At 67.7% G+C, this 17,492-nt stretch carries 16 protein-coding genes; 8 read left to right on the forward strand and 8 right to left on the reverse strand.

Annotated elements, in window-relative coordinates; all coding sequences use genetic code 11:
- Positions 1-20: 20 nt before the first annotated feature.
- Positions 21-638 (forward strand): TetR/AcrR family transcriptional regulator, encoded by a 618-nt coding sequence (locus FHT19_RS10715; protein WP_248290405.1) that lies wholly within the window; start codon positions 21-23, stop codon positions 636-638.
- On the opposite strand, the gene FHT19_RS24405 is transcribed toward FHT19_RS10715, so the two are convergent.
- From FHT19_RS24405 to FHT19_RS10755, 8 genes are read right to left on the reverse strand one after another with little or no spacing between them, the layout of a single operon-like run.
- Positions 535-909: a hypothetical protein gene (locus FHT19_RS24405; RefSeq protein WP_248290406.1), complete on the reverse strand. Its 375-nt coding sequence runs from the start codon at positions 907-909 to the stop codon at positions 535-537. The two genes, FHT19_RS10715 and FHT19_RS24405, sit on opposite strands and share 104 nt — an antisense overlap.
- Before the next feature lie 7 nt (positions 910-916).
- Entirely contained in the window at positions 917-1,396 is a 480-nt protein-coding gene (locus FHT19_RS10725; protein WP_169475121.1) for a TspO/MBR family protein, read from the reverse strand.
- Complete coding sequence (locus FHT19_RS10730; protein WP_169475122.1) at positions 1,393-2,622, reverse strand: geranylgeranyl diphosphate reductase; 1,230 nt, start codon at positions 2,620-2,622, stop codon at positions 1,393-1,395. Before FHT19_RS10730 ends, FHT19_RS10725 begins: the two co-directional genes overlap by 4 nt.
- Positions 2,619-3,938 carry a BCD family MFS transporter gene (locus FHT19_RS10735; protein WP_248290407.1) on the reverse strand — a complete coding sequence of 440 codons (1,320 nt, stop codon included), beginning with the start codon at positions 3,936-3,938 and terminating at the stop codon, positions 2,619-2,621. The genes FHT19_RS10730 and FHT19_RS10735 overlap by 4 nt, the downstream gene beginning before the upstream one ends.
- Positions 3,935-4,837 carry a chlorophyll synthase ChlG gene (chlG, locus tag FHT19_RS10740; protein WP_168557234.1) on the reverse strand — a complete coding sequence of 301 codons (903 nt, stop codon included), beginning with the start codon at positions 4,835-4,837 and terminating at the stop codon, positions 3,935-3,937. The genes FHT19_RS10735 and chlG overlap by 4 nt, the downstream gene beginning before the upstream one ends.
- A gap of 58 nt (positions 4,838-4,895) precedes the next feature.
- Positions 4,896-6,350, reverse strand: coding sequence for a transcriptional regulator PpsR (gene ppsR / locus FHT19_RS10745; RefSeq protein ID WP_168557235.1), 1,455 nt, complete (start codon positions 6,348-6,350; stop codon positions 4,896-4,898).
- Positions 6,351-7,082 carry a cobalamin B12-binding domain-containing protein gene (locus FHT19_RS10750; RefSeq protein WP_169475123.1) on the reverse strand — a complete coding sequence of 244 codons (732 nt, stop codon included), beginning with the start codon at positions 7,080-7,082 and terminating at the stop codon, positions 6,351-6,353.
- Between the two features lie 29 nt (positions 7,083-7,111).
- Entirely contained in the window at positions 7,112-7,351 is a 240-nt protein-coding gene (locus tag FHT19_RS10755) for a hypothetical protein (protein WP_169475124.1), read from the reverse strand.
- A gap of 193 nt (positions 7,352-7,544) precedes the next feature.
- Between FHT19_RS10755 and bchF the strand changes: the two genes are divergently transcribed.
- From bchF to FHT19_RS10790, 7 genes are read left to right on the forward strand one after another with little or no spacing between them, the layout of a single operon-like run.
- Positions 7,545-8,012 carry a 2-vinyl bacteriochlorophyllide hydratase gene (bchF, locus tag FHT19_RS10760; protein WP_248290449.1) on the forward strand — a complete coding sequence of 156 codons (468 nt, stop codon included), beginning with the start codon at positions 7,545-7,547 and terminating at the stop codon, positions 8,010-8,012.
- A complete protein-coding gene (locus tag FHT19_RS10765; protein WP_169475126.1) occupies positions 8,009-9,292 on the forward strand; it encodes a ferredoxin:protochlorophyllide reductase (ATP-dependent) subunit N in 1,284 nt (427 codons plus the stop codon). The genes bchF and FHT19_RS10765 overlap by 4 nt, the downstream gene beginning before the upstream one ends.
- Before the next feature lie 4 nt (positions 9,293-9,296).
- Positions 9,297-10,835 carry a ferredoxin:protochlorophyllide reductase (ATP-dependent) subunit B gene (gene bchB, locus FHT19_RS10770; RefSeq protein ID WP_169475127.1) on the forward strand — a complete coding sequence of 513 codons (1,539 nt, stop codon included), beginning with the start codon at positions 9,297-9,299 and terminating at the stop codon, positions 10,833-10,835.
- Positions 10,825-14,418, forward strand: a complete 3,594-nt coding sequence (locus FHT19_RS10775) for a cobaltochelatase subunit CobN (protein ID WP_169475128.1) — start codon at positions 10,825-10,827, stop codon at positions 14,416-14,418. Before bchB ends, FHT19_RS10775 begins: the two co-directional genes overlap by 11 nt.
- Positions 14,419-14,428: 10 nt before the next feature.
- On the forward strand, positions 14,429-15,340 hold the full coding sequence (gene bchL, locus FHT19_RS10780) for a ferredoxin:protochlorophyllide reductase (ATP-dependent) iron-sulfur ATP-binding protein (RefSeq protein ID WP_210425739.1): 912 nt from the start codon (positions 14,429-14,431) through the stop codon (positions 15,338-15,340).
- Positions 15,337-16,041, forward strand: coding sequence for a magnesium protoporphyrin IX methyltransferase (gene bchM / locus FHT19_RS10785; protein WP_348981777.1), 705 nt, complete (start codon positions 15,337-15,339; stop codon positions 16,039-16,041). The genes bchL and bchM overlap by 4 nt, the downstream gene beginning before the upstream one ends.
- A gap of 56 nt (positions 16,042-16,097) precedes the next feature.
- A complete protein-coding gene (locus FHT19_RS10790) occupies positions 16,098-17,489 on the forward strand; it encodes a BCD family MFS transporter (RefSeq protein ID WP_248290450.1) in 1,392 nt (463 codons plus the stop codon).
- Positions 17,490-17,492: the final 3 nt, after the last annotated feature.

Here is a 17,492-nt window from a genome sequence, read left to right on the forward strand (position 1 = left end):
TCCGCGCATGGAGTTAAATCTTGCCGCCTGCCGATTCCCCGTTCCAATCCCCGCAACAGCGCAGCAAGGCGCGCGCCGCCAAGCGCGAGGCGGTGCTGCGCGCGGCGGTGCAGATGTTCAACGAGCGCGGCTTTCACCAGACCTCGCTGGATGACGTTGCCGCGAGGCTGGGCATCTCCAAGCCGACGATCTACCACTACCTGGGCAACAAGGATCAGGTGCTGCTCGAATGCGTCACCATCGGCCTGTCGCAACTGCTTGAGGCGGCCGAACAATCGCGACAGAGCGCGGGCACCGGGGCTGATCGGCTGATTGCCTTTCTTACCCGCTATGCCCAGGTCAACATGGACGATTTCGGGCGCTGCGTGGTGCGCACCGGGGCAGAGGCACTTGGCCCGGAAAGCCGGGCACAGTTCCAGGCGCTCAAGCGCAAGATCGACACGGCGATGCGCGAACTGATCGAAGAAGGCGTGGCCGATGGCTCGCTCGCCCCGGTCGATACCAAGCTGCTGGGCTTTGCCCTGGCCGGTGCGCTCAACTGGCCGGGCCGCTGGCACGATCCGGGCGGCGCCCTGCAGCCGGCGCAAATCGCGCAGCAACTGGTCGCCATGCTCGCCCAAGGGTTCCTGCCGCGCTAGGGCGCGCGCTGCTTCCATCGGCGGGCGCGCGCTGCCACAGGCGCGGATCGGCCAGGTGGATCGGCAGCGACAGGGCCAGCGGCAGGGCGATCCATGGCCAGGGCGCACCAACCAGCGCCGCGCGCAGGCCCAGCACGATCAGCGCCGCCGGGCCGAGCATGACGAGCACCAGGCCCAGACGCCGCCTGCGCGCAAACAGCCAGGCCGCCTCCAGCACCAGTGCGGCCAGCATCACGTCGGCCGCATGGCCCGAGGCGAAATAGGCCTGCATGGCCGTTCTAGAACGGCCCGTTGAGTTGCACGACCTGCCAGTTGAGCAGGCCCGCCACCGTGACCCAGGCCAGGTAGGGAAGCAGCAGCGCCGCTGCCAGGCGCGAAATGCGCAGGCAATAGACGATCAGCAGCGCAATGGAGCACCACAGCGCGATCAATTCGAAAAAGGCCCAGTCCGGCCGTTGCAGGCGAAAGAACAGCAGGCTCCACAATATGTTGAGGAAGCCATTGAGCGCGAAAAGGCCGATCACCGTGTCGGACGTGCGCACATCCCGCGCCCCGCGCCAGGCCGTGACCCCCGCCGTGGCGGCCAGCGCGAAAATCAGTGTCCAGGCAATCGGAAAGACCGGGCGCGGCGGGGTGAGGGCCGGCTTGTGCAAGCCCTGATACCAGGGCCCCAGATCCGTGATCGTGCCGCCCAGGAGCGCGATGACCAGCGCCGCGACGACCGCGATCCCCACCGGCATGGCCCATGGCCGGCTCATGGCGCGGGGCTTTCTGCAGGGCTGCGGGCAATGCCCAGCAGGTGCGCGCAATCCTTGAGGAAAATGCGCAAGTGGGCCCAGGGGTGCTGCCGTACCAGCCGTTTGTTCATATAGGCCTGCCAGGTAAGCTGTTGCACATCGCGATCGGCGCACATCGCCACGAAGCGTTCGCGGCGCTCGTCGCTGGAATACCAGAAGCGCTGCATCATGCCCAAGATCCAGAACACCCGGCCATGCGCGCGCAGGAAATCGCGGCGCGCCTGGCGCAGCACCGCCGGATTGCCGCTGGCCAGGAAAGCCAGCGCGGTCTGCGCCGCGATGCGCCCCCCGGCCATGGCATAATAGATACCCTCGCCCGAGGCCGGGGCAACCACCCCGGCAGCATCGCCCGCGAGCAGCACGTCGCGCCCGTTGTCCCAGCGCTTCAATGGCTTGAGCGGAATTGGCGCGCCTTCGCGGCGGATTGTCTCGCAGCGCGCCAGGCCCATGTCCTCGCGCATCAGCTGCACCGCGCCGCGCAGCGAAAAGCCCTTGCGCGCGCTGCCCACGCCCACGCTGGCCGTCTCGCCATGGGGAAAGACCCAGCCATAGAAATCGGGCGACACCCGACCCTGGTAGAGCACATCGCAGCGCCCACCATCAAAGCCCCGCCCCGCCTGGCCCTCGCCCGTCTCGACCGGCGCGCGGATCACCTCGTGATAGGCAAAGACGCAAGGGTTGCGGCCGGCACCGGGCACATGCGCGCGCGCGATGGCCGAACGCGCACCATCGGCGCCGATTACCAGCCGGGCGCGCACGGCGTGCATGGCGCCGCCGCGCTGGGCGCGATAAGAGACGATCGCGCCACCCGCAGCGTCGTGCGTGATGCTTTCATACGTTCCGACGCGCCGCTCTGCCCCCGCCGTGGCCGCGCGCTGGCGCAGCCATTCGTCGAACGCGGCGCGGTCCACCATGCCGACATAGCCGATATCGCCCACTGGCATGTCCACCGCGCGGCGAGACGGGGCGACCATGCGCGCCGCGCGTGCACGCGCCACCAGCAGCGCTTGCGGCACATCGAATTCTTCCAGCAGCCGCGGCGGCACGGCACCGCCACAAGGCTTGATCCGCCCCGCCCGGTCGAGCAGCAGCACCGAACACCCGGCGCGGGCCAAGTCCCAGGCCGCGGTGGCGCCGCTTGGCCCACCGCCCACGACCACCACATCGAAAGTGGCGTCCGGTGTCATACGCCCACCGACTGCAGGCGGGCGGCGGGGGATGGCTGGCTGCGCGTGCGCATGGCCAGCACGGCGGAAGCCAGGAACAGCCCGGCTTCGGCAGCAAAGATCACCGCAAAAGCTATGCCCGGTCGGCCAAAGGCGCCCCGCGCCACGTCGACGCCCAACGCCCCGATCAGCCCGCCCAGCCCGAATGCGATCGCCTGCGCGGTGCCCCACACCCCCATGCGCACGCCTTCCCCGTTGCTGCGGCCTGCCCCGGCCAGCCCCATCATCGAGCCGATGGCCGAAACCGCAAAGGCGCCGTTGCACAGGCCGAGCAACGCGATATTGGCCGCAATCGGCCAGCCTGGGCCGACCCAGGCAGCCACTGCCAGGCCGGCCAGCGCCGCAGCAGAACCCAGGCAGCCCACCATCGTCCAGGTGCGCAATTCGATCGGCAGGCGCCCGCGAAACGCGCTGCCACCCACGCCCGAAACGATCATGCCGACCAGCACGCCGCCGTTCTGCAGGCCCGAAAGGCTGGTCGATTGGCCGGGCGTCAGTGCAAAGACCAGTCCCGTAAACGGCTCCAGGATCAGGTCCTGCATGCTGTAGGCCAGCATCGAGACAAAGATGAACAGCGTAAAGCGGCGCGCTTCATCGTCGGCGAAGATTTCTGCCAGCGCCTGGCGCAGGGACAGCAGCGGATCGGCCGAACGCGTGGCATTGCGCAGCAGGGGCGCCTGCCCCTCCAGCCGGAACGTGGCCAGCAGCGTGACCAACAGCGCCACGCCGACCACACCCGAGGCAACCGCCGTGAGCCGCTGCTTGGAATAGGGATCGAGCAGGGCGCCGGCCGCACCCGCCGCCACCACGATGCCGAAGACCATCATGATCCACGTCACCGCCGCGGCCGCCGCGCGCCGTTCGGGCGCAACCCCCGTGGCCAGCAAGGCCAGCACCGATGTGCCCGCCGCGCCCACGCCGGCGCCGATCAGGGTGAAGGCAAACACAGCAAGGGCAATGCCCTGCCCGCGCGAAACGTCCAGCAGGGTAACGCCACGCACCGCCAGCAGCGCGCCCAGGCCCAAGGTTACCATCCCGGCCAGGATCCATGGCGTGCGGCGGCGGCCCACGTCCGATCCATGGCCCCACAGCGGGCGGGACAGCTGCACGCCGTAATGCCAGGCGACCAGGCCGGCCGGAATGCCCGCCGCCAGCCCATATTCCAGCACCATCAGGCGGTTGAGCAACGAAGTGGCCAGCATGGTGATCGCGCCGATCGCCGCTTGCACCGCACCCAGACGCAGGATGGACCACCAGCCGAATGCGTGCTGTCTCACAGGTATCCTCCCAGGCCGAACGCGGCGGCCATCATGCCGAGCACGTAAAGCGAAACCCCGGTGGCGTTGTACCAGGGCGCACGCGCCGCCGGATCGGCAACCAGCCGCGGCATCAGCGCGATCTGCGTCGCCAGCGCCAACGCCACGGCAAGCGCCGAAATGGCCATGTCCCAGCGCAGCAACAGCAGCACGACCAACGCTTGCGGCACGGCCATGACCGCGCTGGCCAACAGGGCCGCGCGGCGCTCGCCCAGAACCACCGGCAGCGATCGCAATCCGGTCATCCGATCGCCGACCACGGCCTTGAAATCGTTCAAGGTCATGATCCCATGGGCGCCAAGGCTGTAAAGGCACAGCACCGCCAGGACACGGCCGGATGGCAGTGCCCCGGCCATGACCGCAGCCCCGGTGAACCAGCTCAGCCCCTCATAGCTCAGCGCAACGACTCCCGGGCCGATCCAGCCGCTGGTCTTCAAGCGCAGCGGCGGTGCGCTATAGGCCCAGGCACAGGCCAGGCCCAGCATGGTCGCTGCCAGGACCCACCGCCCGGTGAGCGCGGCAACCAGCAACGACAGGCCCGTCCAGCCGATGGCGATGGCCAGGCCCCAACGCCCGGCGATGCGCCCGGACGGGATTGGCCGGTGCGGTTCGTTGATGGCATCGACATGGCGATCGAACCAGTCGTTCACCGCCTGGCTGGTGCCGCACACCAGCGGCCCGGCCAGCGCCAGCCCGGCGATCAGGAAAGACCAGCGTGAAAGGACCGGCACGCCCGAAGAAACGACACCGCACAGCAGCGCCCACATCGGCGGAAACCAGGTGATCGGCTTGAGCAGCGTGGCAACGTCCCGGACCGCCGGAAACGGCGCCATCGCAGGAAAGGCAGCAGAGCGAGCCATGGGCTGGAGACTAAGCCCAAGGCGCCCCATGCGTCAAATTAAATTGACAGATTTTGTGTCAATCTTCGGCGTCAGCCATGTTGCCCAGACCATAGCGATGCAGCTTGGAATAGAGGCTCTGGCGGCTCAGCCCGAGGATCTCGGCAGCCGATGCGCGATTGTTGGAGGTATATTCCAGCGCCGCCTCGATACACAGGCGCTCGATCAGATCCGTGCTTTCGCGCACGATGTCGCGCAGCGACATGCGGCCCACCAGTTCGGTCAATTGCTCGACCGAGCGCGGCGAGTCGCTGGTCGGCGGCAGGTCGCGCAAGCGGCGCCCGATCGGGCGGATGACAAAGCCATAAAAGACCTGCTCGCTGCCGATGCGCACGGCGGAAAGCTCCACCGGCTCACCTTCAAAGCCATCGCGTGCGCCCACCACGGTCATCACGTTGCGGGCACTCTCGTGCTTGGCCAGTTGGCCATCGATGAGATCGAGATCGATGCCGGGGCGCCCGACGTGGTCGCCAAGCGGCTGCCCGCGCAGTTGCTCGGCGCTGGCTGCCGCCACCAGTTCGACAAAGGCGGCATTGGCCTCGCGAATGATCATTGCCTCGTCGGTCAGCACGAAGGCATCGGGCATCGACTCGATCACCCGCGCGGTCACGCTGGCATCTGCACGCACCGTACCGGGCGCGCTCGCAAGCCGCACCAGCAGGAATTGGCCACCCCGCTCGCGAAACCCGCTGGCGGACAGCTGCACTTTGTCAACGCTGTGGGCCAGGGCGGCGTCAAGCGGCTGCAACCCGTGGGAAACCATGGCCGAACCCAGGAACGCGATGACCTGGTCACGCGCGGCGTGGGCAAACAGCGCGGTCAGCTTGCCGCCCGGCAAGGTGCCGGGGCGGCTGTGGAACAGCTGGTGCGCGGCCAGATTTGCCTCGCGAATGCGGAATGTATCGGCATCGATGATCAGCACCGGCTCGGCGGTCTGCTCGAACAGCAGGCGATAGCGTGCTTCCAGCTGGCGCAGGCGGATGTAATCGCGTTCCAGCGATTGCTGCGCCTGGAGCAGGCGCTGCTGCAACTTGGCCTCGTCGCGCATGTCACGGCCAATGGCGATGCAGCCACCACCGTTGCCGCTGCCGTTACCCGTGCCGCTGCCCCCCGCCGCGCCGAGTGCCACGGTGACAAAGCGCACCGCGATATCGCCGTCGCTGGCCACCAGGTTGACCTGCCGCCAGTGCTGGGTCACGCCTTTGCGCATCCCGGCCAGCATTTCCATGATCTTGGGCCGGCTCTCGATCGTGACCGTGTCCAGCCATTCGCGTCCCACCCAGGCGGCCGCTTCGGGAAATGCGCGCGGGTCGGCCGCAACGTCCACAATACGGCCGGCCGCATCGAGGATCAGGGCGATGTCTCCAGCCACCATCGCCAGCTTGGCCGCAACATCGCCATCCAGGCCGGCAAAATGCCGGGTGGCCGTCGCGAAAGGCGATTTGCCTTCCAGGCTGTTTCTGCGGTTGGACATCTAAACGTCGAAGGCGGCGGGAAACGCCGGCATCGGCACCAGTCGTTCTGCAAGAGCAAGCGCACCGCAAGCGTCAGGGGCGCTGCCATCGGCGCCGACCTCGTCAACGAGTGCGGGATTGGCGTTGACCATCTTTCCACCAATGAAAATCTTCAGATCGGGCGATCTCGATACACTGCGCATGGCGGAAATCAGGCTCGCTAGCTTGGCGTTAGGACAATCACAACTGATGGTCAAGCCAACCAGATTCACGCTGTGCGCGGAAATATGCTGGAGCAATTCCTTGCGTTCGGGTTCGATCAGAACCTCGGTCTGCCACCCGGCGCGGGCAAAGACTTCCTCCACCATCAGCGCGCCAAAACTGTGCACGTCACCCGGCACCGGCGCGAACAGCGCGGCGCGCTGGCGCGCCAGGGCAGAGCGCGGCGGCGGAAAGCGCATGGTCACCTCGCGCATCACTTCCTGAAGCCGCCACAAACCCATTGTCACATCGACGAAATCGCAATCGTCGTCTTCCCAGTGCTGCCCCAGGCGCCGGGCCGAGGTGGCCAGCAGATCGACGAATACGGATTCCACGCTAACCCCGCGCGCCAGGATGCCTTCGACCACCACCAGCAGTTCGTCGGCTTCCAGTTGCAAGGGCAGCGATGCGAAACGCTGGGCTTCGGCCGGGTCGACGGTCAGATTTCCCGGCGTCACGTCGCGCGGTGGCACGCTGTGAGCCTGCGCCATCAACAGCCGCGGAATGATCTGTTCACTGATCAGCGCATCGACCGCGGCGGGCGGAAACGCCAGCGTGCATTCGCGTCGGGCCGCGCCTGGACGGCCCGGTGCAGTTCCCATTCCATCCTTGGTTCGAGGAGCGTTTTCTCCGCGACCGGCGCGTTTTGCCGCGCCTGCACCAAAAACAGTTGCCATGGCAGACCCCTCCGGTCCGGTTTGGCGCAGATCGCGCCTTGCCCGGACGGCTGCATCGACAAGTCGCTGCTGTTCGGGACCATCAGCCTACGCCCTTTTCCACCATCTGACAAATAGCAAAGTGTCATTTTTATTTGTCGTCAACCTAGATTGACACTTGCCGGAAGGGAGGCGTAATCTCCGCCCAACAACAAAGGCGAGCGTCTGCACATGAGAGGGGATGCGATCAGTTCCGGCACCACGGGTGCGAACGGTCAGGGCCGCCAGCGCGGGCGCATGCTCTACACCGCAGAACAGCGCCGCCGCCGCGACGCGACTCGCTGGACACTGGTGCAGGGCCTGCTCGCGCCGTTCCAGTTCGCAGTCTTCCTCGCCAGCCTGGTGCTGGTGCTGCACAGCCTGGTCACGCACACCGGCACGGCCGCCGCCGACATTTCGGTCGTGGCCAAGACGCTCACCCTCTACGCCATCATGATCACCGGCTCGATCTGGGAGAAGGTCGTCTTCGGGCGCTGGCTGTTTGCGCCCGCGTTCTTCTGGGAAGACGTGTTCTCGATGCTCGTGATCGCGCTGCACACCGCCTATCTGGCGATGCTGTTGAGCGGCAGCGGCACGTTCGACCAGCGCATGGAGGTGGCCCTTGCCGGCTATGCCGCCTATCTCGTCAACGCCGGGCAGTTCCTGTTCAAGCTGCGCGCCGCGCGGCTTGAAGCGCAAGGCCAGTCGGCGGCGGTGGCCGCATGATCGGCCAGGCAGACCTTGCCCCGCCAGCCCCGGCGGTGCTGCGCGAACGCGGCCAGCGCGAGGTGTTCTGCGGGTTGACCGGCATCGTCTGGCTGCATCGCAAGATGCAGGACGCGTTCTTCCTGGTGGTTGGCTCGCGCACTTGCGCGCATCTGCTGCAATCGGCAGCCGGCGTGATGATCTTTGCCGAACCGCGCTTTGCCACGGCGATCATCGAGGAGCGCGACCTGGCCGGCATTGCCGATTGCCAGGACGAGCTTGATCGCATCGCCTTGCAACTGCTGGAACGGCGGCCGGAAATCCGCACGCTGTTCCTGGTCGGCTCGTGCCCGTCGGAAGTGATCAAGCTGGACCTGGGCATGGCGGCCCAGCGGCTCGACCGGCACCTGGCCGGGCGTGCCGGGGGCGGCCCGCGCGTGCTGCATTATTCGGGCAGCGGCATCGAAACGACCTTTACCGAAGGCGAAGACGCGTGCCTTGCCGCCCTGGTGCCGCACATGCCCGCACACGAAAACGCCGCCGCGCCGCAACTGCTGGTGGTGGGCACCCTGCCCGATATCGTGGAAGACCAGTTTCAGCGACTGTTTGCCGAACTGGGCATTCCCGCCGTGGGCTGGCTGCCGGCGCGGCGGCTGGCAGACCTGCCGCCGGCGGGGCCGGCCACGCGCGTCCTGCTGGCCCAGCCGTTCCTGGGTGAAACCATGCGCGCCTTGCAGGATCGCGGGGCGCAGCGGCTCGACGCGCTGTTTCCGTTCGGGGCCGAAGGCACCACCGACTGGCTGCGCGCGGCAGCCGATGCATTTGGCATCAGCCCCATGCACGTCAACCGCGTGGTCGCGCCGGGGCGGGAGCGCGCCAAGCGCGCCATGGCCCATAGCCACGATCGGCTGCGCGGCAAGCGCATCACGTTCCTGCCGGATTCGCAGCTGGAAGTGCCGCTGGCGCGGTTCCTGTCCAGCGAACTGGGCATGGTGCCGGTGGAAGTGGGCACGCCTTATCTCCACCGCGATCTGCTGGCGCGCGAATTGCCACTGCTGCCCCCGGCCACGCGGATCAGCGAAGGCCAGCACCTGGAGCGGCAGCTCGATCGCGTGCGCGCCGACCGGCCCGATCTCACCGTGTGCGGCCTGGGCCTGGCCAATCCGCTGGAAGCGGAAGGCTTTGCCACCAAGTGGGCGATCGAGCTGGTGTTCTCGCCCATCCATGGCTTCGAGCAGGCCGGCGACCTCGCCGACCTTTTTGCCCGGCCGCTGCGGCGGCGCGACATCTTGAGGGTATAGCGCCATGCAACTCGCCGTCTGGACCTATGAAGGCCCGCCCCACGTGGGGGCCATGCGGGTGGCCACGGCGATGGAAGGCGTGCACTTCGTGCTGCACGCGCCGCAGGGCGATACTTATGCCGACCTGCTGTTCACCATGATCGAGCGGCGCGACCGGCGCCCGCCCGTCACTTACACCACGTTCCAGGCGCGTGACCTGGGCAAGGACACCGCCGCCCTGTTGCAGGACGCGATCCGCCAAGCGGCCGCGCGCTTCGCGCCCCAGGCGCTGCTGGTCGGCGCATCGTGCACCGCCGAACTGATCCAGGACGATCCGGCCGGGCTGGCGCAGGCGCTCGACCTGTCCTGCCCGGTCATTCCACTCGAACTGCCCAGCTACCAGCGCAAGGAAAACTGGGGCGCGGCCGAAACCTTCTATCGCATGGTGCGCGCACTCGCCGATCCGGCCGTACGCGCCGGGCCAAGGGAAGGCCGCCGCCCGCTGGCCAACCTGCTCGGCCCCTGCGCCTTGGGCTTTCGCCATCGCGACGATGTGGTCGAAGTGGTCAAGCTGCTCGACAGCCTGGGCATCGGCGTCAATTGCGTCGCTCCGCTGGGCGCCACGCCGGCAGACTTGCGCGACCTGGGCCGCGCCGATTTCAACGTGGTGCTCTATCCCGAAATCGGGGCCGAGGCGGCGCGCTGGCTGGGCCGCACGTTCGGCCAGTCCACTATCGACGTGGTGCCGATCGGCATTGGCGCCACCAACGATTTCATCCAGGCGGTCGCCGCGCTCGCCGGGGTCGATCCGGCCCCGGCCCTCGCCGCACCAGGCGCACGCCTGCCTTGGTGGAGCCGCTCGGTCGACTCGACCTATCTGACCGGCAAACGCGTGTTCATTTTCGGCGATGCCACCCATGCCATCGCGGCCGCGCGCATCGCCAGCGAGGAACTGGGTTTCACCGTCTGCGGGCTGGGTTGCTACAACCGCGAATTCGCGCGCGAGATGCGCGCCGCCGCAGCGCGCCATGGTCTTGATCCACTGATCACCGACGATCACCTGGCCGTCGAAGCCGCGATCCGAACCAGCGCGCCCGAACTCGTGCTCGGCACCCAGATGGAACGCCACATCGCCAAGCGCCTGGGCCTTGCCTGCGCGGTCATTTCCGCGCCGGTCCACGTGCAGGATTTTCCCGCGCGCCACAGCCCGCAGATGGGCTTCGAAGGCGCCAACGTGATTTTCGATACCTGGGTCCATCCCCTGGTGATGGGGCTGGAAGAGCATCTGCTCACCATGTTCCGCGATGATTTCGAATTTTCCGATGTGGCCGGCCCCTCGCACCTCCCCCCCGCCCTCCTCCCCGCCCCGCCCCAGGTACCCGCGCCCGCTGAACCGGCAGCCGCGCCCGGCTGGACCGGCGAGGCCGAGCGCGAACTGCGCAAGATCCCGTTCTTCGTGCGCAACAAGGCCCGCGCCAACACCGAACGCTACGCCGCGCTCCACGGCCGCACGCAGATCGACCTGGCGACCCTCTATGACGCCAAGGCCCACTATGCCCGCTAGCCCCGCCTCGCCCCTGCGCGCCGGTGCGGCGGTCCGCGTCGCCATCGTGACGCTCGACAACCACCTCAAGGGCGCGGTGGAACGCGCCGCCGTGCAGCTCGCAGCCGGCAACATCACGTTGACGCTCCACGCCGCGGCCGATTGGGATCGCGAGGCCGGCGCGCTCGACCGCGCCAAGGCCGCCGTGGCCAAGGCGGACATCGTCATCGCCACGATGCTGTTCCTCGACGATCACATCCGCGCGATCCAGCCCACGCTGGAAGCGCGGCGCGAAGCCTGCGACGCGATGGTCTGCATGATGTCGGCCGGGGACGTGACGCGGCTGACACGCATGGGCGCCTATCGCATGGATGCCCCGGCCAAGGGGCCGCTGGCGCTGCTCAAGCGGCTGCGCGGATCGACCAAGCCGAAGGCCGGCGCCAGTGCCAATTCGGGTGCCGGCCAGATGCGCATGCTCCGCCGCCTGCCCAAGATCCTGCGCTTCATTCCCGGCACCGCGCAAGACGTGCGCGCCTATTTCCTGACGCTGCAATACTGGCTGGCCGGTTCGGACGAGAACGTGGTCGCCATGGTGCGCAACCTGATCGATCGCTATGCCGCCGGCCCCCGGGCCGCGCGCCGCGGCACTTTGGCGGCCGCACCGCCGCGCGACTATCCCGAACTGGGCGTCTATCACCCGCGCACCACGCAAAGGATGTCGGAAAGCGCAAGCCTGCTGCCGCCGGCAAAGGGCAAACCCAATGGCACCGTCGGGCTGCTGCTGCTGCGTTCCTACCTGCTCGGCAACGATACCGGCCATTACGACGGGCTGATCGCGGCGATGGAGCAGGCCGGCCTGCGCGTCATTCCAGCGTTCTTCTGCGGCCTGGATGCGCGCGCGGCGATGGAGCGCTTTTTCCTGCGCGATGGTGCCGTGGCGGTCGATGCCATTGTCAATTGCACCGGTTTTTCGCTGGTCGGTGGCCCAGCCTACAACGATGCCGCGGCCGCCGTCGAAACCCTCGCGCGGTTCGATGTGCCCTATGTTGCGGCCCACGCGCTGGAATTCCAGACGATCGAGGAATGGCGCGAGCGGCGCACCGGGCTGGTGCCGCTCGAAGCGACGATGATGGTGGCCTTGCCCGAACTCGATGGTGCGATCTGCCCCAGCGTGTTCGGCGGGCGCAGTGCCGCCCCGGCCGGTGCCGACCGGCCTGGTGCCGCGCATGTGCAGGCGATGTGCGGAGACGCGGAACGCGCCGCCGCGCTGGCCGCCAAAGTGCGCAAGCTGATCGCCTTGCGCCGCGCCGCCCGGGCCGAGCGGCGCCTGGCGATCACCATCTTCAACTTCCCGCCCAATTCCGGCGCCACCGGCACGGCCGCGCATCTCGCGGTGTTCGAATCGCTCCACGCCCTGCTGCGCCGCCTGGGCGAGGAAGGCTATGACGTGGCCGTGCCCGAAAGCGTCGCCGCGCTGCAGGCCGCCATCGTCCACGGCAATGCGGCGCGCTTTGGCGCCGATGCCAATGTCGCCGCGCGGATCAGTGCCGACGAGCACGTGCGGCGCGAGGCGCACCTGGCGCAGATCGAGGCGCAATGGGGCCCGGCACCGGGCAAGTTGCAATCGGATGGATCGCATATCCACGTGCTGGGCGCGCATTTCGGCAAGGTCTTCGTGGGCGTGCAACCCGGCTTTGGCTATGAAGGCGATCCGATGCGGCTGCTGTTCGAAGGCGGCTTTGCCCCGACGCATGCCTTCGCCGCGTTCTATAGCTATCTCCGCCACGATTTTCGCGCCGATGCCGTGCTCCATTTCGGCACCCACGGCGCGCTGGAATTCATGCCCGGCAAGCAGGCGGGTCTGAGCGGAGCATGCTGGCCCGAACGGCTGATCGGCGATCTGCCCAATTTCTATCTCTACGCGTCCAACAATCCGTCGGAAGGCATCCTGGCCAAGCGGCGCTCTTGCGCCACGCTGGTCAGCTATCTCACCCCGGCCCTGGCCCGCGCCGGGCTCTATCGCGGGTTTGTCGAATTGAAAGCCAGCGTCGAGCGCTGGCGCTGGTCGGCCGCCGGGGCAGAGCGCGACGCGCTCGAAACCCTGATCCAGGACCAGTGCACTGCGCTCGATCTGGAATGCAAGGACATCGCCGATCTTGCCACGGCGCTCTATGAACTGGAACGCACGCTGATCCCCGAGGGGCTGCATGTGCTGGGCCAGTCGCCCCACGGCGCCGCAGCCCAAGACCTGGTTGGTGCCATGCTGGAAGCCGATCCTGCGGCCGAGCGCGCCACGCTGGAAGCCAGCCTTGCCGCCTGCGACGAGATCGGTGCGATGATCCACGCGCTCGATGGTGGCTATATCAAGCCGGCACCGGGCGGAGACGTGCTGGCCAACCCGGCCGTGCTGCCCACCGGCCGCAACATCCATGGCTTCGATCCCTTTGCCATGCCCAGCCGGTTTGCCTGCATCCAGGGCGCCGAGCAGGCCGAACAGATCATCGCCCGCCACATCGCCAGCGGCCAGCCCTTCCCCGAAAGCCTGGCCATGGTGCTGTGGGGCACCGACAACATGAAAAGCGAAGGGCTGCAGATCGCCCAGGCGCTGAGCCTGATCGGCGCGCGCCCGCGCATCGACAGCTATGGGCGCGTGGTCGGCGCGCAGCTCGTGCCACTGGCAGAGCTGGGCCGCCCGCGCGTGGACGTGGTCGTCACGCTCTCGGGCATCTTCCGCGACCTGCTGCCGATGCAGACGCGGATGCTGGCCGAGGCCGCCTTGCTGGCGGCCAGCGCCGACGAGCCGCTGACTCACAATTTCGTGCGCAAGCACAGCCTCGCCCACCAGGCGCAGCACGGCTGCGACCTGGAAACGGCGGCGCTACGCGTGTTTTCCAATGCCGAAGGGGCCTATGGCGCCAACGTCAACCAGTTGATCGACGGCGGCGTGTGGACCACGCCCGAAGACCTCGCCGACGCGTTCGAAACGCACAAGGGCTATGCCTATGGCGTGGCTGGCCCGCCCACGCAGCGGCGGGATCTGCTGCAAAGCGCGCTGCGCGATGTCGATTTCGTCTATCAGAACCTGGAGAGCGTCGAAGTCGGCATTACCGATCTCGATCAGTATGTCGACGGGCTGGGCGGGGTCAGCCGCTCGGTGGCGCGCGCCAAGGGCAGCGAGGCGCCGGTCTATATCGTCGATGCCACGCAAGGGGCGGCCAAAGTGCGCACCCTGGCCGAACAGATCGACCTGGAAACCCGCACCCGCACGCTCAATCCCAAGTGGTTCGAAGGCATGCTGAGGCACGGCTTCGAAGGCGTGCGCCATATCGAACAACATGTGACCAACACGGTCGGCTGGTCCGCCACCACCGGGCAGGTCGCGCCCTGGATCTATCAGCGCATCAGCGAAACTTTCGTGCTCGATCCGCAGATGCGCGCGCGGCTTTCGCAGCTCAACCCCGACAGTTCCGCCCGCGTCGCCAATCGCCTGCTCGAAGCCTGCGACCGGCATCTGTGGGAACCCGACGAACAGACGCTGGAGGCCCTGCGCGTGGCCAGCGACGAGCTGGAGGACCGCCTCGAAGGCGTGTTCGCGGCGCAATGAGGAAACCGGCATGACCCTGATCGACACCCCCACGCGCTTTGCTACCCCGATGGCTCGGGGCGCCGATGGCGAAGGCTCGGTACAAGTGCGCCTCGACCCGCAGGACCGCATCGGCACGGCCAAGGTCTTTGCCATCTATGGCAAGGGCGGGATCGGCAAATCGACGACGTCGTCCAATCTCTCCGCCGCCTTTTCCAAGCTGGGGCACCGCGTGCTCCAGATCGGTTGCGATCCCAAGCACGATTCCACCTTCACCCTCACCAAGAAGCTGATGCCCACGGTGATCGACGTGCTCGAACAGGTGGAATTCCATGCCGAGGAACTGCGCCCCGAAGACTATATGTTCGAAGGCTATAACGGCGTCATGTGCGTGGAGGCCGGCGGCCCCCCGGCGGGCACCGGCTGCGGTGGCTATGTCGTAGGGCAGACCGTCAAGCTGCTCAAGCAACACCACCTGCTCGACGATACCGACGTGGTGATTTTCGACGTCTTGGGCGATGTGGTCTGCGGCGGCTTTGCCGCGCCGCTCCAGCATGCCGAACGCGCGCTGGTGGTGGCGGCCAACGATTTCGATTCGATCTTTGCCATGAACCGCATCGTCGCGGCGATCGGCGCCAAGGCGAAGAACTACAACGTGCGCCTCGCCGGTGTCATCGCCAACCGCTCTGCCGCCACGGACGAGATCGACCGCTTCAGCCAGGCCATCGGCATGCGCCGCCTCGCCCATTTCCGTGATCTCGATGCGATCCGGCGCAGCCGGCTCAAGAAATGCACGCTGTTCGAAATGGAGCCGTCGCCCGAAGTCCTGGCCGCGCAGCAGGAATACCTGCGCCTGGCGCAGATGCTGTGGGACGGCGTCGATCCAATCGCAGCGGCACCGATGAAAGACCGCGATATCTTCGATTTCCTGGGGTTCGAATGATGAGCACGCACCCGCTTTCCCCTTACGAGCTGCAACGCGAACGCCTTGCGCAGTATTTCGACGGCAGCGCCCGCAAGGCCTGGATCGACCTGACCTCCAACGCCAAGGTCAGCGGCATCCGCGCCACGGTGCGCGCCGGGCGCGATGCCATGCGCGCGCAATTGCTCGGCTGGCTGCCGCAAGACCTGCGGCGCTGCACCGTGCTCGATGCCGGCTGCGGCACCGGCAGCCTGAGTGTCGAGGCCGCCTGGCGCGGCGCGGCGGTGACGGCGGTGGATGTCGCGGGCGGGCTGGTGGACATCGCGCGCCAGCGCGCGCCCGGCTTCCTCGGCCATGGCCGCATCGATTGGCACGTGGGGGATATGCTCGATCCGCCCGGCGCTCCCTTCGACCATGTCGTGGCGATGGACTCGCTGATCCATTATCCGCTCGATGACATGGTCTGGGCGGTGGAGCGGCTGGCCGCGCGCTGCACCCGCTCGCTGCTCTTCACGTTTGCCCCGCACACCCGCCTTTTGGGGGCGATGCATGCAGTGGGCCAGACCTTCCCGCGCGCCAACCGCTCGCCCGCGATCCAGCCAATTCCGCCCGCTGCGCTGCGCGCCCGGCTCGATGCGCTCGATGCCTGGCAGGTGGGCCGAACGGGCCGCATTTCCAGCGGGTTCTACATTTCCCAGGCTCTGGAACTGGTGCGCCGCTGATGGCCGTGCGCGCGCCTCGGTTCAGCCCCCTGGCCAGCCGATGGAGCCGGGTGGCGATGACCTGGCTGCCGTTTGCCGACGCGGCCAGTGTCGACATTCCCCTTTCGCGCCTGCTGCGCCTGTCGCTGTTCCAGGTCAGCGTGGGGATGATGACAGTGCTGCTCAACGGCACGCTCAACCGCGTGCTCATCGTGGAACTGGGCATTCCGGCCTGGCTGGTCTCGCTGATGATCGCCATTCCGCTGCTTGTCGCACCGTTTCGCGCTCTGATCGGGCATCGGTCCGATGTGCACCGCTCGGTGCTGGGCTGGCGCCGCGTGCCGTTCATCTGGTTCGGCACGCTGATGCAGTTCGGCGGCCTGGCGATCATGCCCTTTGCACTGTTGCTGATGCGCGATCCGCACCTGTTTGCCGTGGGGCTTGGCGCCAGCGCGCTGGCCTTCCTGCTGGCCGGCACGGGCATGCACACCACGCAAACCGCCGGCCTTGCCCTGGTGGGCGATCTCCTGCCCGACGATCGGCGCGCCCGCGCGGTGGCCTTGCTCTATCTCTCGCTGTTGGCGGGCATGATGGTCTGCTCCACCATCCTGGGCGGGCTGCTCAACCATTTTACCCCCACGCGGCTGGTGCAGGTGATCCAGGCCTGCGCCGTGCTGACGTTCGTGCTCAACGTTGTCGCCCTGTGGAAGCAGGAGGCGCGCAGCGCCGCGATCGCCTCCGCGCAAACGCCGCGCCCGCCCTTTGCGCAGGTCTGGCGCCGGTTTGCCGCCGATCCGCTGACCATGCGCTTGCTCGCCACGGTGGGCCTGGGTGCGGCTGCCTTTGCCATGCAGGATCCGCTGCTCGAACCCTATGGCGGCGAAGTGCTTCACCTTTCCGTGGGGGCCACCACCAGCCTTTCCGGCGCCTGGGCGCTGGGCGCGCTGGCCGGCTTTGGCTTTTCCGCGCGGTGGCTGGGCCATGGCACCGATGCCTTGCGCCTGGCCGGCTATGGCGTGGTGCTGGGCATTGCCGCCTTCCTGCTGGTGATCTTTGCCGCCCCGCTGGAAAGCCCGGTCACGCTGGGACTGGGCGCGCTGGCGATCGGCGCGGGGGCGGGTCTGTTCTCCGTCGGTACGCTCACCGCCGCCATGGGCCAGGCCGGCAGCGATACCGCAGGCCTGGCACTGGGCGCATGGGGCGCGGTGCAAACCACGGCGGCCGGCCTGGCCATCGCCTTTGGCGGGATCGCGCGCGATCTCGTGTCCACCTTCGCCGTGGCCGATGGCCTGGGCCTTACCCTGGCGCACCATGCCACCGGTTATGGCGTGATCTACGCCATCGAGATCTGCCTGCTGCTGGCCACGCTGGTGCTGATGGGGCCGCTCGTCGGGCGGCTGTCGGGATCGCCGGCATCGCTTTCCGCCGCCGGGGCACACCGCTTCGGCCTTACCGAGTTCCCGACATGACCG

Source organism: Novosphingobium sp. SG919, from assembly GCF_012932495.1.
Lineage (GTDB): Bacteria > Pseudomonadota > Alphaproteobacteria > Sphingomonadales > Sphingomonadaceae > Novosphingobium > Novosphingobium rhizosphaerae.

Bases quoted from the DNA above. Each gene is read 5' to 3' on its own strand.
- FHT19_RS24405 (WP_248290406.1), bottom strand. From the start codon at position 909: ATGCAGGCCTATTTCGCCTCGGGCCATGCGGCCGACGTGATGCTGGCC.
- FHT19_RS10725 (WP_169475121.1), bottom strand. From the start codon at position 1,396: ATGAGCCGGCCATGGGCCATGCCGGTGGGGATCGCGGTCGTCGCGGCG.
- FHT19_RS10730 (WP_169475122.1), bottom strand. From the start codon at position 2,622: ATGACACCGGACGCCACTTTCGATGTGGTGGTCGTGGGCGGTGGGCCA.
- chlG (WP_168557234.1), bottom strand. From the start codon at position 4,837: ATGGCTCGCTCTGCTGCCTTTCCTGCGATGGCGCCGTTTCCGGCGGTC.
- ppsR (WP_168557235.1), bottom strand. From the start codon at position 6,350: ATGTCCAACCGCAGAAACAGCCTGGAAGGCAAATCGCCTTTCGCGACG.
- FHT19_RS10750 (WP_169475123.1), bottom strand. From the start codon at position 7,082: ATGGCGCAGGCTCACAGCGTGCCACCGCGCGACGTGACGCCGGGAAAT.
- FHT19_RS10755 (WP_169475124.1), bottom strand. From the start codon at position 7,351: ATGGTCCCGAACAGCAGCGACTTGTCGATGCAGCCGTCCGGGCAAGGC.
- bchF (WP_248290449.1), top strand. From the start codon at position 7,545: ATGCTCTACACCGCAGAACAGCGCCGCCGCCGCGACGCGACTCGCTGG.
- FHT19_RS10765 (WP_169475126.1), top strand. From the start codon at position 8,009: ATGATCGGCCAGGCAGACCTTGCCCCGCCAGCCCCGGCGGTGCTGCGC.
- bchB (WP_169475127.1), top strand. From the start codon at position 9,297: ATGCAACTCGCCGTCTGGACCTATGAAGGCCCGCCCCACGTGGGGGCC.
- FHT19_RS10775 (WP_169475128.1), top strand. From the start codon at position 10,825: ATGCCCGCTAGCCCCGCCTCGCCCCTGCGCGCCGGTGCGGCGGTCCGC.
- bchL (WP_210425739.1), top strand. From the start codon at position 14,429: ATGACCCTGATCGACACCCCCACGCGCTTTGCTACCCCGATGGCTCGG.
- bchM (WP_348981777.1), top strand. From the start codon at position 15,337: ATGATGAGCACGCACCCGCTTTCCCCTTACGAGCTGCAACGCGAACGC.
- FHT19_RS10790 (WP_248290450.1), top strand. From the start codon at position 16,098: ATGACCTGGCTGCCGTTTGCCGACGCGGCCAGTGTCGACATTCCCCTT.